Source organism: Siccirubricoccus soli, from assembly GCF_024178315.1.
Lineage (GTDB): Bacteria > Pseudomonadota > Alphaproteobacteria > Acetobacterales > Acetobacteraceae > Siccirubricoccus > Siccirubricoccus soli.
Map to the genome: position 1 here is coordinate 56,993 of NZ_JAMZIK010000016.1, position 12,617 is coordinate 69,609.

General features: G+C 72.3%; 16 protein-coding genes. 15 read left to right on the top strand and 1 reads right to left on the bottom strand.

The window, feature by feature from the left end; genetic code table 11:
* Nucleotides 1-7 precede the first annotated feature (7 nt).
* From NJ376_RS03150 to NJ376_RS03205, 12 genes are all read left to right on the top strand, one after another.
* Nucleotides 8-361, top strand: coding sequence for a hypothetical protein (locus NJ376_RS03150; protein WP_252951777.1), 354 nt, complete (start codon nt 8-10; stop codon nt 359-361).
* A complete protein-coding gene (locus NJ376_RS03155) occupies nt 358-966 on the top strand; it encodes a hypothetical protein (protein WP_109873292.1) in 609 nt (202 codons plus the stop codon). Before NJ376_RS03150 ends, NJ376_RS03155 begins: the two co-directional genes overlap by 4 nt.
* Entirely contained in the window at nt 966-1,202 is a 237-nt protein-coding gene (locus NJ376_RS03160; protein ID WP_109873291.1) for a phage head-tail joining protein, read from the top strand. Before NJ376_RS03155 ends, NJ376_RS03160 begins: the two co-directional genes overlap by 1 nt.
* Nucleotides 1,199-2,686 (top strand): phage portal protein, encoded by a 1,488-nt coding sequence (locus NJ376_RS03165; RefSeq protein WP_252951778.1) that lies wholly within the window; start codon nt 1,199-1,201, stop codon nt 2,684-2,686. Before NJ376_RS03160 ends, NJ376_RS03165 begins: the two co-directional genes overlap by 4 nt.
* Nucleotides 2,687-2,735: 49 nt before the next feature.
* Entirely contained in the window at nt 2,736-4,850 is a 2,115-nt protein-coding gene (locus NJ376_RS03170; protein ID WP_252951779.1) for a prohead protease/major capsid protein fusion protein, read from the top strand.
* 128 nt (nt 4,851-4,978) lie between these two features.
* The gene (locus NJ376_RS03175) at nt 4,979-5,329 is read left to right on the top strand and encodes a DUF2190 family protein (protein WP_252951780.1); all 351 of its coding nucleotides are present in this window, start codon (nt 4,979-4,981) and stop codon (nt 5,327-5,329) included.
* Nucleotides 5,330-5,331: 2 nt separating this feature from the next.
* On the top strand, nt 5,332-5,982 hold the full coding sequence (locus NJ376_RS03180; RefSeq protein WP_252951831.1) for a structural protein: 651 nt from the start codon (nt 5,332-5,334) through the stop codon (nt 5,980-5,982).
* The gene (locus NJ376_RS03185) at nt 5,979-6,254 is read left to right on the top strand and encodes a hypothetical protein (protein ID WP_252951781.1); all 276 of its coding nucleotides are present in this window, start codon (nt 5,979-5,981) and stop codon (nt 6,252-6,254) included. Before NJ376_RS03180 ends, NJ376_RS03185 begins: the two co-directional genes overlap by 4 nt.
* Before the next feature lie 6 nt (nt 6,255-6,260).
* Nucleotides 6,261-6,569 (top strand): head-tail joining protein, encoded by a 309-nt coding sequence (locus NJ376_RS03190; protein WP_252951782.1) that lies wholly within the window; start codon nt 6,261-6,263, stop codon nt 6,567-6,569.
* A gap of 3 nt (nt 6,570-6,572) precedes the next feature.
* Nucleotides 6,573-7,295 carry a DUF6441 family protein gene (locus NJ376_RS29125; protein ID WP_252951783.1) on the top strand — a complete coding sequence of 241 codons (723 nt, stop codon included), beginning with the start codon at nt 6,573-6,575 and terminating at the stop codon, nt 7,293-7,295.
* Entirely contained in the window at nt 7,292-7,720 is a 429-nt protein-coding gene (locus NJ376_RS03200) for a hypothetical protein (RefSeq protein WP_252951784.1), read from the top strand. The genes NJ376_RS29125 and NJ376_RS03200 overlap by 4 nt, the downstream gene beginning before the upstream one ends.
* Nucleotides 7,721-7,732: 12 nt before the next feature.
* Nucleotides 7,733-8,689, top strand: a complete 957-nt coding sequence (locus tag NJ376_RS03205; RefSeq protein WP_252951785.1) for a phage tail tube protein — start codon at nt 7,733-7,735, stop codon at nt 8,687-8,689.
* Nucleotides 8,690-8,729: 40 nt separating this feature from the next.
* On the opposite strand, the gene NJ376_RS03210 is transcribed toward NJ376_RS03205, so the two are convergent.
* Nucleotides 8,730-9,476 carry a sulfite exporter TauE/SafE family protein gene (locus NJ376_RS03210; RefSeq protein ID WP_252951786.1) on the bottom strand — a complete coding sequence of 249 codons (747 nt, stop codon included), beginning with the start codon at nt 9,474-9,476 and terminating at the stop codon, nt 8,730-8,732.
* 250 nt (nt 9,477-9,726) lie between these two features.
* On the opposite strand from NJ376_RS03210, the gene NJ376_RS03215 reads away from it, so the two are divergent.
* The 3 genes from NJ376_RS03215 (at nt 9,727) to NJ376_RS03225 (ending at nt 12,602) form a co-directional block, all read left to right on the top strand.
* Nucleotides 9,727-10,104 carry a hypothetical protein gene (locus NJ376_RS03215; RefSeq protein WP_252951787.1) on the top strand — a complete coding sequence of 126 codons (378 nt, stop codon included), beginning with the start codon at nt 9,727-9,729 and terminating at the stop codon, nt 10,102-10,104.
* A gap of 164 nt (nt 10,105-10,268) precedes the next feature.
* Nucleotides 10,269-10,424, top strand: a complete 156-nt coding sequence (locus tag NJ376_RS03220) for a hypothetical protein (RefSeq protein ID WP_252951788.1) — start codon at nt 10,269-10,271, stop codon at nt 10,422-10,424.
* Between the two features lie 3 nt (nt 10,425-10,427).
* Entirely contained in the window at nt 10,428-12,602 is a 2,175-nt protein-coding gene (locus NJ376_RS03225; protein WP_252951789.1) for a tape measure protein, read from the top strand.
* Nucleotides 12,603-12,617 lie beyond the last annotated feature (15 nt).

A 12,617-nucleotide genomic window follows, 5' to 3' on the forward strand; every position in this document is an offset into this window, starting at 1 on the left:
GACCCTGATGACCGCGATCGTGCCCGTGCGCACCAGTATCGCCGCCGGCCAGGCACTGAGCGGCCCTGTCGCCAGCGTCGGCTATGGCGTCTGCCTGCTGCTGCTGCCCGCCGCCTGGACCGACGCCCCGCTCACCCTGCAAGGCTCGCTCGACGAGGGCGAGCCTGCAGCCTGGGCGGATCTCTACGACCATCTCGGCAATGAGGTGGTGCTGGCCGCCGCCGCCGGCCGGGCACTCACCCTGCCGCCCACCCTTCTGCTCGGCTGGCGCTGGCTGCGGATGCGCTCCGGCCTCGCCGCTGCGCCGGTGAACCAGGTGGCGGAGCGCCTTCTCACCCTCGGCATCCGGCCCCTCGCATGACCGCGCTGTTCCAGCACTACCTGCCGCCGGCGCCGGCGATGCTGCCCCACGTCTCGGGGCGCTTCTACGCCTCGCAGCATGCGCGCGCCGTCGGCGGCGCGGTCGCGATGACGGCGAACCGGCTGTACTGCGTCCCCTACGTGCTGGCGCGTCCCGGGCTGTTCTCGGCCATGGCTGTCAGTGTGACGACGGGCGCGGCCGGACTCCTGCGTATGGCGCTCGCGGCGGACAATGGTGCCGGCCGGCCGGGAGCGGTGATCGAAGAGCCGGTGGTGGACGCCGACACCGCCGCCACTGGCAATGCACTCTGCCCCTTCGCGCAGCCGCGCTGGATCTCGGCCGGCATCTGGTGGCTGCTGCTGTGCTTCTCCGGGGCTCCCTCGGTACGCGGTACCAGCACGCAGGCATTCAGCGGCGGGAACACGCTGCTGCTCGGCTCGGCCGCGGCGGATGGCGGCGCCGGCGGTGGCACGACCGGCAGCGAGAACGGGTTCTTCGCGGCGCTGACGCACCAGGCCGGTGTGCCGATTATGCCGAACCCTCCCACCGGGCTGTCCTATCTCGTCAACGCGGCGACGCCGCTGCCGACGCTCAGGGCGGCGTGATGGATCCGACTGTTCTCGCGTGGGCGCTGGCGCAGCCGCAGGGGAGCCGCGCCGCGGCGCTGGCGGCCGCCTACACGGGCGGCACGACGCGCGTGAGCTTCGACGGGCGAACGGTGGAGTATCGCAGCCTCGATGAGCTCGGCCGCGCGCTGGCCGTGCTGCGCGGTGCGGAGATGAGCGCAACGCGCCGTCCCTCCGTGACACTCGCCAGCTTCTCGCGGGAGAGAACCGGGTGATCCGACGCCTCCGCGATGCATGGCAGGTGCTGCGCGGCTATGCCGCGGCGCAGGACCACCGCGCCTCCGCCTGGGCGCCCTCGGGCGGCAGCGCCAATGCCGAGGTCGGCATGGCTGCGGCCACGGTCGCCCGCCGCGCCCGCGATGCCGTGCGGAACGATCCCTATGCCAGCCGCATCGTTGATCTCTGGACCGGCAATGCGGTCGGCGCGGGCATCACCACCCGCTGGCCCGGCGACGCGCACGGCCGCGCCTGGCAGCGCTGGGCGGAGAGCAACGCCTGCGACGCCGAGGGACGGCTCGACCTCTACGGCCTGCAGGCGCTGGTGATGCGGGCTGTGGTCGAGAGCGGCGAGTGCTTCGTGCGCTTCCTGATGACTGCTCCCTCGCAGGCGAACCCGATCGGCCTGCGCCTGCAGGTGCTGGAGAGCGACCATCTCGACACGGCGCGGAACGGCATGGTCGAGGGCGCGCCGACCATCCAGGGCATCGCGCTTGGCGAGGCCGGGGAGCCGATCGGCTATTGGCTGCATCGCGTCCATCCCGGCGCCGCCTGGATCCTGCCGGGGGTGACCTGGCAGAGCAGCGAGCGCATCCCGGCGGCGGAGGTCCTGCACATCTACCGCAAGCGCCGGCCCGGCCAGTTGCGCGACGTGTCATGGCTCGCTCCGGTCCTGCTCCGTCTGCGCGACCTCGGCGACTACGAGGCCGCCCTCCTGATGAAGGCCAAGATCGAGGCCTGCCTCGCGGCGGTGGTCACCGAGGAGGGCGATGAGGCGCTCACCGGTGCGGCGACCGGCCTGCTCCGCGACGCCCAGGGTCGGACGGTCGAGAGCTTCGAGCCAGGGATGATCCTGTATCGCCGCGGCATGGGCTCCGTGGAGGTGGTGAACCCCTCCGGCGGCGGGAGCCATGCCGCCTTCGCCCGCCGCGCGCTGGAGGCCGCCGCGGTCGGCGCTGGCCTCACCTACGACCAGGTCTCGGGCGACCTGACGCAGGCGAACTACTCCTCGCTCCGCGCCGGCAAGATCGAGTTCCGCCGGCTCTGTGAGCAGGTGCAGTACGGGATGTTGATCCCGATGCTGGTCCGCCCGATCGCGGACCGCTTTCACGCCCAGGGCGCGCTGCTCGGGCTGTGGGGCGCGGAGATGCCGGTCGGCGTGTCGCACGTCCCGCCAGCGCACGAGATGATCGACCCGCTGAAGGACACCACGGCGCTCATTGCCCAGGTTCGCGCCGGCTTCGTGCCTCAGCCCGAGGCCGCCGGTGCCTTTGGCTACGACTTCCGCGCGGCCGTCGAGATGATCCGCGAGGCCAATGCGCTACTCGACGAGGCGGGCATCTCGCTCGACACCGATCCGCGCCGTGTCGCGAAGTCCGGCGCCGCCCAGGACGCTGCGCAGATGGCAGCGGTGGAAATCGCGGCGACAGGGGCGGCAGCTCCGCTGCGGCAGCCGGCCGGGAGCCAGGCGGAGCCTGGCTGAGCGTCCGCAGTCCACAGAACATCCCGGCCTTTTCCACAGGGATATCCACATGACCGAGACCAATGGGCTGGGCGGCAGCGATGCCACGCCGGAGCCTGCTACTGCGCCAACCGCGGCGGACGTTCCGCTCGTGGCGCAGCGTGCCATCACAGCGCCTGCCACCGTCGATCGTGCCGCGCGCACCGTCGAGGTCGTGTGGAGCACCGGTGCTCGCGCGCGGAACTTCGTCCCGGCCCTCGGCCTGATCACCGAGGAGCTGGAGATGTCGCCGAATGCGGTGCGCATGGACGCGCTGCGCTCGGGGCGCGCACCGGTGCTGAATACGCATCGGCGCGGCGACGCCCGCGACGTGCTCGGCCGCGTCGTGGCCGCCCGCCTCGAGCGCGGGCGCGGCTATGCCACGCTGCAATTCAGCACCGCCGCCGATGTGGAGCCGGTCTGGCAGCGCATCGCCGATGGCACGCTGCGGGCGGTGAGCGTCGGCTACCGCGTGCACCGCTACGAGCCGCGGCCGGACACCGCGACCGGCGAGACCGTCCACCGCGCGGTGGATTGGGAGCCCTTCGAGATCTCTGTCGTGCCCGTTCCGGTGGACCGGGACGCCAGTGTGCGTGGCGAGGCGCCGCAGGGCGCGCCCGCCGTCGCGATCGAACCCGCCCTGCCTGACGAGGACCCACCCATGCCCGAGACGACGCCGGCCGAGCCGGCTGCTGCCCCGTCGGCGCCGCCTGCCGCGTCGCCGTCCGCCACTCCTCAGGAGACCACCGTGACCACCAGCCCCGCGCCGACCACGCCGCCCGAGCCGACCCGCGCCGCGCCCGCACCGGCCGTGCCGGCGATCGACCTCGAGGCCGTCCGGGCCGAGGCCGAGCGCGCCGCCGCCGAGCGCATTGCCAGCTACGAGCCGGTCCTCGCCGCTGCCCGCGGCCTGCTCGCCGCGGACACCATCGACGCGCTGCGCCAGGCCGCCATCCGCGAGCGTGTCAGCCCCGAGGTGCTGCGAGGCCGCCTGTGGGACGCCTTCACCCAGACGCAGACGAGCCGCCCGACGCTCCCGGCCCGCCCCGAGACCGGCCCCGGCCACGACGACCCGGCGCAGATCCTCGACGCCATGGCCGAAGCGCTCGCCGCCCGTGCCATGCCCGGCTACCAGCCGCAGGGTTCGGGCCGCCATGCCGAGTTCATGGGCTGGCGCCCCTCCGACATGATCGGCGAACTGCTGCGCGCCCGCGGCGCGCGGAGCGTGCCCCGCAATCCCACGCTCCTCGCCGAGCGCGCCTTCCACACCAGCTCCGACTTTCCGCTGCTGCTGGCTGCCGCTGCCAACAAGATGCTGCTCGCCGCCTACCAGCCGGCGCAGCCGACCTACCGCCAGATCTTCCTCCGCCGCGACTTCCGCGACTTCAAGCCGCACCGGCACCTGCGCATCGGCGACTTCCCGACCCTGCTGCCGCTCGCGGAGAGCGGCGAGATCCAGGTCGGCACCATGTCCGAGAGCCAGGAGATCGTGCTCCTGCAGACCTTCGCGCGGCGTATCCGCGTCACGCGACCGATGCTGGTGAACGACGATCTGGGTGCCTTCACCGACTTCGCCGCGGCGATTGGCCGGCGCGTCGCCGAGTTCGAGAACGCCACCGCCTACAACCTGCTCAACAGCGCCAATGGTGACGGTCCGACGCTGACCACCGGCAGCGCGCCCGTATTCGCCACCGGTGCGGCGCGCGCCAACAAGGCCAGCACCGGCACGGTGCTCGACACCTCGACCATTGGTGCCGGCCGCACCGCCATCATGAAGCAGCGTACGCTGGACGGGCTGCCCATCTCGATGGGCCAGACCATGCGGCTGCTGGTGGGGCCAAACCTCGAACTCGCCGCGCGCCAGGCGACGGTGGTGGTGCAGGCGAACGAGATCGGCAAGGCGAACGTCTTTGCCGGCTTCGTGCAGCCGGTGATCGAGCCGCTGATCCAGGCGAACCGCTGGTACCTGTTCTCCGACCCGGTCGCCGCGCCGGTCTATGTCTACGGCTACCTCAATGGTGCCGAGGGGCCGCAGGTCACGACCGGCCCGGTGCAGGGCGCCGATGGCGTCGAGGTCAGCGTGATCTTCGACTTCGGCGTCGGCGCCATCGACTGGCGCGGCGCCTGGTTCAACCCGGGCACCTGATCCCGCCGCTTCCCTCCCTCCCATCCGCATCGCGCCAGGGCGCCGCCGGACGGGTTCCCATCGCAGCAGGCTGCGATGGGGTCCCGGAGAGTCGGTCGGCGCCCTGCGCGCTTTCAGGAGACCCTCCCATGCGCAACTGCATCCGTCCCGACGCGCGCTCCATCCCGATGGTGGTGCCCTATGCCGGCGGGATCCTCTCCGGCCAGGGCATGCTGGTCGGCGCCTTCTTCGGCGTGGCCGCGGCCGACGCCGCGCAGAACGCCACCGTCGAGTGCGAGACCCGCGGCGAGTTCGAGCTCACCAAGGACCCGACCCAGGCCATGGCCGCCGGCACGCGCGTCTTCTGGGACAACACGAACCGCCGCCTCACCACCACCGCGACGGGCAACTTCCAGGTCGGCATCGTCACCGTCGCCGCCCTCGCGGCCGATGCGACCGTGCGCGTCATGCTGGCGCGCGTGCCGGCAAGCGGGGCGTGACCATGGATCCGAAGGCCAGCCGGGGCTACCGCAACCGCAACCCCGGCAACATCGAGCACGTCGCCACGAACAAGTGGCTCGGCCTCGAGACGCCGCCCTCGGACGGGCGGTTCTGTCGGTTCCGCTCACACCAGCACGGCATCCGCGCCCTCGCCCTGCTCCTGCAGAGCTACCAGGACCGGCACGGCCTGCGCACGGTCCGCGGCATCGTCGCGCGCTGGGCGCCAAGCAGCGAGAACGACACCCACGCCTACCAGGCGGCGGTCGCCGCGCGGCTCGGCGTTGCCCTCGACGACCCGATCGACTTGCACGACGCGGCGACCATGCGCGGCCTCGTCGAGGCAATCATCCGCCATGAACTCGGCGGCATGCCCTACGCGCCGGAGACGGTCGCGGAGGGCCTGCGCATGGCCGGCCTGGTGCAGCCCGGCCTGGCCCACAGCGGCACCGTGCGCGCGGCCGCGGGCTCGGTTGTCGCCGGCGTCACGGCCGCGGCGGTGGTTGATGCCGTCACCACGCTGGCGCCGCATGCAGAAGGCCTCGCGGCGGTGCTGCGGGCGCTCGGCCCCTGGGGCGTCGCCGCCGCGGTGATCGGCGTCGCGGCCTGGACCATCCACGGGCGGCTGCAGCGGCAGCGGGAGGTCACCCGATGACGGACCACGATCGGGAACTCGGCACGATCGTCACCCGCCTCACCGAGATCGAGCGGCGCCTCGCCGAGGGCGACAAGGACATGCGCGAGCTCACCCGCACCGTGACCGAGCTGGTCAAGGCGATGGCCGGACTCACGGCGCGGCTGTCGCTGTCGGCCGCCGGCCTGCCGGGCGCATCGCCTGCAATCCCGGCCACGGGTGCGGCCGCAGCCGGCGGCATCGTCGGCGCCGCGGTCGGCGCGAAGCTCGCCTCCTGGCTCGGGCTCGGCTGACCCGTCATGGGCGTGTTCGACGATGCGCTGGCGGTGCTCGCGGCTGATCCGAACCTCGGCGTCGAGGCGACCTACCGTGCCGCCGGCACCGGCGCGCCCGTGTCCCTCCGCATCCTGCGCTCCAGCCCCGATCGCGTGGTGGACGCCCTCGACACGCTGCTGCTGCGCGCGACCGACGTGCTGACGGTCACCATCGCCCTGCTGCCAGCGATCGAGACGGGCGACACCTTCACCATCGGCGCGGACCTGCTGACGGTGGACAGCGCCGAACGGGATGCCGCCGGCGTCGCCTGGCGCGTGCTCTGCCGGCGGTAGGCGGTGCGCCTTTCCGCCATCGTCGGCGACCTCCGGAAGGCCCTGGCCGAGGAGGTTCGCGCCGGTGAGCGCGCCGCCTCGCGCGCTGTCCGCGCCGAGACGGATGCGCTGAAGACTGAGCTCCGCGGCCAGGTCACCGGCTCGCTCGGCGGCAAGGCGCGCGGCATCGCCAATGCCTGGCGCTCGCAGGTCTTTCCGCGCACCGGCGTATCGATGCGCGCCGCCGGCCTCGTCTGGAGCAAGACCCCGCTGGTGATCGACGCCTTCGAGCGCGGCGCGCTGATCCGGCCGAAGGGCGGCGGGCGCTTCCTCGCCATCGCCACCGGCTTCAACGCCGCCCGCGGCTGGCGCGGCCGCGGCGACAAGGGGCTGCGCGTCACGCCGGCGCAGATGGTCGCCTCCGGTCAGGGCTTCCTGCGGCCCTTCCGCTCGGGGCGAGGCTTCGTCTGGTGCCTGCCGCTGCGCCAGGGGACGCAGACCGGCCGGCGCCGCCGCACCCGCCTGATCGCCGGCGGCGTGGCCGAGGTCGGCACCGCCAACCGCAAGGGTCGCGAGACCTGGGCCCGCGGCCTCCTCGAACAGGGAATGGTGCCGATGTTCCTGCTGCTGCCGCAGGTGAAGCTCGCCAAGCGCCTCGACGTGCGCGGGGCGTCGCTCCGCGCTCTGCGGCGCCTGCCGCGGCGCTTCGTGGCGGCCTGGGAAGCCGAAGCGGGGAGGTCCGGGTGAGTGTCCGCGAGACAGCCCTGGCCGCCCTGTACACCCGCCTGGGCGCCGCCCTGGCCGCGCGGAACCCCGCCCCGAAGGTCCTCCGCAACGAGACCGTCCCGCAGCGCCTGCCCGCCGGCGGGCTGGTCGTGGTCCGCGACGGCGAGACGGTGGAGGAGACCGCGATCCTCTCGCCGCTTGCCTGGGCGGTCGAGCACAGGGCGGAAGTCGAGGTCGTCACGGCCACCGGCGCGCTGCTCGACGCGCTGCTGGTCGACATTGCGTCCGCGGTCGCCGGCGACCGCACCCTCGGCGGCGCGGTCGAGTGGGCGCAGCCCGGTGCGCCCTCCTTCGACGACGCGGAGGCTGAGGGCGCCGCCGCAGCCCGCGCCGCCTCGGCCCCCGTCACGCTGTTCTTCACCGTCGCCGGCTCGCCGCTGGCCTGACAGGAGCTTCCGATGCCCCGTGCCATCGGCGCGAACTCGCGCCTGCTCATGATCCCCGAGGTGACCTACGGCACCGCGCCGGGCGGCAACTGGCGGCGCGTGCCCTTCCTCTCCTGCAACCTCGGCGCCGAGCAGCCGCTGCTGGACGCCGACGTCATCGGCCTCGGCGGCAATCGCGATCCCGCCGCGCCGTTCTTTGACACTGTCACTGTCGAGGGCGACGTCGTGGTGCCGGTGGACCTGATCAACATCGGCCACTGGCTGCGGCTGCTGCTCGGCGCGCCGACCACCACCGGCACCAATCCGAACTTCACGCACACCTTCAGCTCCGGCGCAGCGACACTGCCCTCGCAGGCGATCGAGATCGGCTATCCCGACGTGCCGAGCTACGACGTCTGCGCCGGCGTGCGCGCGGACGCGTTGGAGATCGACTTCAGCCCGACCGGACCGGCGACGGCCACGATCAAGCTCATCGCGCAGGGCTCGACGCGCTCGGGTTCGTCCTCAGGCGGCACGCCCACCACCGCTGCCTACACCGCGTTCAACAAGGCGCAGGGCTCGATCACCCGCGCTGGCTCCGCGCTGGCGCAGGTCACCGGCGCGCGGCTCGCCTACTCGAACAGCGTCGAGGCGGTGCGTACCATCCGTGCCGATCGCAAGATCGAGGGCGCGGATCCCGGCATCGCGCGCGCGACCGGCCAGATCACCGCACGCTTCGCCGACACCATGCTGCTGACGCAGGCGCAGAACGGCACCGCGGCGGAGTTCGCCTTCGCGTTCACCATCGACGCGAACCGCAGCCTCACTTTCACGCTGCACGAGGTCTACCTGGCGCTCGCCAAGACCCCGATCGAGGGGCCCGCTGGCGTCGAGGCCAGCTTCGAGTTCCGTGCGGCCTTCAACGCCACGGCGACGCGGATGATGACCGCAGTGCTGAAGAACCAGCAGGCGGGGACGGAGTATGCGTGATCCGCATGTCATCGCTCCCCGCTGACTTGCGTGAACCTACCTAGAGAGAAGCGGCAATCATTCGGGCGGCAGCCGTAAGCAGCAGGGCAGCCAATACCAGCCGCAAGGTGGGCGGGTTGAGGTGCCGCGCGCCCAGCCATGAGCCAAGAAGCCCCCCGAATCCCACGCAGATCAGCCAGATGGGCAACTGCGGAGGTAGTAGCGGCAGGGTTGCCCATGCCCCAACAAGGGCAGACGTCGAATTCAGCAGGTTGAACACGACGGAGATGGCGGCTGTCTGTCTCGTCGTCGCCCAACCGAGTGACAGCACAAGCGGCGCAAGGAAGATGCCACCGCCGACGCCGGTAACACCGGAGACGAGCCCGATGATCCCCCCGACGAAAAGCGACGCCAGAAAGGGTGGAACGTCGGGCGCAACGCGGTCGAGATTCGTGGTCATCTTCGCGGAGCGCAGCATTTGCATTCCGGCAACCAGCAGCAGAGCGCCGACGACCGGTTGGTAAGCAGCCGGTGGAAGATGAAGCGCGCCTCCCAATAGCGAGAAGGGCAGGCCGAGAATGGCGAACGGATAGCTGGTTCGCCAAGTGATGAGACCGGCGCGATAAAACCGAATGCAACCAATGCCGGACACCAGCACATTCAGGGCAAGCGCCGTCGGCTTGACGACGTCTGAATCGAAGCCCGCCAAGCCCATCAGCGCTACGTAACCCGTGCCGCCCGCTTGCCCGACAGCAGAATAGAGGGTGGCGACAACGACGAGGGCAACGGCAAACAGCATATCCATCATGCTGCAACACTGACATCGAGCGCTTGGCTGCGACAGTTCAGGCGCGCAGCGCGGCCCACATCCTGATGCCTTTCATCTGAGGCCTCGAGCATCCGTGCTGGGCGCATTTCCTGCTCTCTGGCTCGCGACGCTTGCCGTCCCCGCGTGTCACTCACGCCGTTGGAGCCACATCACGATACGGGCGTTGGTCGCGGCTTTGATCGCCAACTGCTGACACCCACACCCCACAATCCCGACAACGGAGAAGCTCATGCTCACCCTCGACCTCCCGGTCGAGCCGTACTGGCTCGACCTGCCGCGCGGCGTGCGCGTGGAGATCCAGCCCGTCACCACGGCGCTGATGGCGGCTGCGCAGGCTGCCGCGTCGCGTCGTCTCGGTGCCGTGCGCGCCGCTGACGCGGCTCTCGATCCCGACATCGCCCGCGGCCTCGCCTTCGCCTTTCTGGTCAAGGCGCTCGCCCGGCACGCGGTGACGGCGTGGGATGGCATCGGCGATGCCGCCGGCGACCCACTCGCGCTGTCGGGCGAGGCCGTTGAGCGCCTGATGGATCTCGACGACATCGCCGCCGCCTTCTGGGACCAGGCCACGCGCCCGGTCGCCGCGGTGACCGCCGAGGGAAACGGCTGAGGGCTCGCGCCGCCTGGCACTTCGGCCGCGGACCCGAATACTGCCGCGGCTGCGCCGCCCTCGATCGCGATTGCGGCCTGGCCTGCCCCTACGCCCAACACGCCCCCACCAGCGTCGAGGGGGCTGCCTGCTGGTCGTCCGGCACCGCCTGCATCACCGCCAGCATGGCCGGTCTCGATCTCGACATCGGCGGTGCGCTGACTGCGGCCCGTGAACTCGGCGCCACCGGCTGGGCCAGTGCCGACCTGCTGCTCGCCCTGCGCCAGGGCATCGCTGAAGGCCGCGCCGCGGTGGCGACACCGACCGGAGAGGGAGCGTAGTGCATGGCCGACGCCACCCGCCGCGTCTCCGTCCGGCTCTCGCTGGACGACGCCGCCCGGGTCAAGGCCGGGCTGCGCGAGGTCGGCGAGACCGGCCAGCGCTCCCTCGACCAGATCAAGGGCGGCGCCGAGCGCGCCTCCCGCTCCCTCGAACTGCTGGACGTCGTCACCCGCGGCATTCAGATCGCCGGCGTGGCGGTCGCTGCCCGCGCCCTGGTCCAGGCCGGCGACGCGCTCACCCAGAGCCTCTCCCGCCTGCAGAACGCGACCGGCTCGGTGGAGCGTGCCGGCCAGGTCTACGAGGCGCTGTATCGCAATGCGCTCTCCACGGGTGTCGCCGTCTCCGAGAGCGTCGACGCCTTCCAGCGCTTCTCGATCGCCGCGCGCGAAATCGGCGCCACCTCCGACCAGGTGGTCCGCCTGGTCGGCGGCCTGCAGCGCGTCGCCATCGTTTCCGGCGCCTCCACGCAGGAAATCTCCTCGGCCACGCTGCAGCTCGCCCAGGCGCTGGCCTCCGGCGTGCTGCAGGGCGACGAGCTGCGCTCCATCCTCGAGGCCATGCCGCTGCTGGCCGAGGGGCTGGCCAAGGAACTCGGCGTCTCCATCGGCGAGCTGCGTAAGCTCGGCTCCGAGGGCAAGCTCACCGCCGAGCGGGTCTTCCCGGCGCTGCTGCGCGCCACCGAACGCCTCGGCGCCGAACTCGACCGCGCGCCGCTCTCGCTCGGCCGCGCTTTCGGGCAGCTCACGGCGGCGACCGAGAATTTTCTTGGCCAGCTCGACCGCGCCATCGGCCTGTCCAACGCGCTGGCCCGCGCCCTCTCCGCCGCGGCGCGGGCGGTGGACGGTGTCCGCCAGGGTGCCGGCATGCTCAGCGAGGAGGAACGCTTCGCCGGCATGCGCCGCCAGGCCGAGGCGCTGGCGGCGCAGATCGCCCGGCTGGAAAGCCAGCAGGACGGCCGCGCCAGCCTCAGCGCCCCGGTCCGCCGCGGCAGCATCCGTCCCGGCCTGGTCGGCACCGCCGAGCAGCAGGCCGGGGTCGATCGCGCCGCCCGGCTGGAGGAGCTGCGCCGGCAATACACGGACCTCCAGGCCGAGATCACCCGTGGCGAGCAGGCGGCCGGCGAGCGCCAGCGCAGTGAGCAGGAGAGCGCCGCTGCCCAGGCCGCCGAGGCCCGCCGCCGCCGGGCGACGCAAGACGTCCAAGACCTCACCCGCGACCTCGACGACCGCTTCCGGATCAACCGGGAGTACGACGAGCGCGTCCGCCGGCTGCGCGAGGCCGAAGCCGCCGGCGGCGTCACCACCGCCGAGCGCACCCGCCTCGAGACGCTGGCGCTGCAGGAGCGCGACGAGGCGCTGCGGCGCCTCGAGCCCCGCGTCGCCGCCGTCCGCCGCGCCAGCACCGAGGGGGCGCGAGAGGCCCGCGAGGCGGAGCGGGAGCTCAACGAGCTTTTGCGCGAGCGCGAGCGGCTGATCCAGCAGAACGAGACCGCCTATGAGCGCTACCAGCGCCGCCTCGCCAATCTCTCCGGCCTGGTGGAGCGCGCCGAACGGGCGGGCCGGGCGGTGCCCGACGAGACCATCCAGCGCGAGGCGGTCGCAGCGATGGAGGAGCTGGAACGCGCCGAGCGCCGTGTCGAGGAGGGGGCATCGCGCACCTCTGACACCGTCCGCGAGTTGGGCCTGACTTTCTCCAGTGCTTTCGAGGACGCGATCGTCAAGGGCGAGAAGTTCTCCTCCGTCCTGGAGGGGCTGCTGCAGGACATCACCCGCATCCTCGCCCGTAAGGTCATCACCGAGCCGCTCGGCAATGCGGTCACCGCGGGACTGTCGGGGATCTCCTTCGACAGCCTGTTCACCGATGTCGGCTCCTGGTTGGGCGGGCTGTTCCGCGCCGAGGGTGGGCCGGTCGCTGCCGGCCAGCCCTATGTCGTCGGTGAGCGCGGCCCCGAATGGTTCGTGCCGCGCCAGGCCGGGACGGTGCTGCCGAACGGTGTCGCCCCAGGCGGGGGCGGCCCGACCATCCACACCAGCATCAGCATCGACGCCCGCGGCGCGGACGCCGGCGTCGAGGCGCGGCTGCGGCTGCTCGCCGGCCAGATCGCCCGCCAGGCCTCAGCGATGACGCTCGACGCCATCCGCCGCGGCGGCGCGGCCTACGACACCGTGCGCGGATAGCGGGAAGGGGTCGGC

What these genes read in the sequence shown, in the direction of transcription:
- NJ376_RS03150 (WP_252951777.1), top strand. Translation starts at nt 8, where the DNA reads ATGACCGCGATCGTGCCCGTGCGCACCAGTATCGCCGCCGGCCAGGCA.
- NJ376_RS03155 (WP_109873292.1), top strand. Translation starts at nt 358, where the DNA reads ATGACCGCGCTGTTCCAGCACTACCTGCCGCCGGCGCCGGCGATGCTG.
- NJ376_RS03160 (WP_109873291.1), top strand. Translation starts at nt 966, where the DNA reads ATGGATCCGACTGTTCTCGCGTGGGCGCTGGCGCAGCCGCAGGGGAGC.
- NJ376_RS03170 (WP_252951779.1), top strand. Translation starts at nt 2,736, where the DNA reads ATGACCGAGACCAATGGGCTGGGCGGCAGCGATGCCACGCCGGAGCCT.
- NJ376_RS03175 (WP_252951780.1), top strand. Translation starts at nt 4,979, where the DNA reads ATGCGCAACTGCATCCGTCCCGACGCGCGCTCCATCCCGATGGTGGTG.
- NJ376_RS03180 (WP_252951831.1), top strand. Translation starts at nt 5,332, where the DNA reads ATGGATCCGAAGGCCAGCCGGGGCTACCGCAACCGCAACCCCGGCAAC.
- NJ376_RS03185 (WP_252951781.1), top strand. Translation starts at nt 5,979, where the DNA reads ATGACGGACCACGATCGGGAACTCGGCACGATCGTCACCCGCCTCACC.
- NJ376_RS03190 (WP_252951782.1), top strand. Translation starts at nt 6,261, where the DNA reads ATGGGCGTGTTCGACGATGCGCTGGCGGTGCTCGCGGCTGATCCGAAC.
- NJ376_RS03205 (WP_252951785.1), top strand. Translation starts at nt 7,733, where the DNA reads ATGCCCCGTGCCATCGGCGCGAACTCGCGCCTGCTCATGATCCCCGAG.
- NJ376_RS03210 (WP_252951786.1), bottom strand. Translation starts at nt 9,476, where the DNA reads ATGATGGATATGCTGTTTGCCGTTGCCCTCGTCGTTGTCGCCACCCTC.
- NJ376_RS03215 (WP_252951787.1), top strand. Translation starts at nt 9,727, where the DNA reads ATGCTCACCCTCGACCTCCCGGTCGAGCCGTACTGGCTCGACCTGCCG.
- NJ376_RS03220 (WP_252951788.1), top strand. Translation starts at nt 10,269, where the DNA reads ATGGCCGGTCTCGATCTCGACATCGGCGGTGCGCTGACTGCGGCCCGT.
- NJ376_RS03225 (WP_252951789.1), top strand. Translation starts at nt 10,428, where the DNA reads ATGGCCGACGCCACCCGCCGCGTCTCCGTCCGGCTCTCGCTGGACGAC.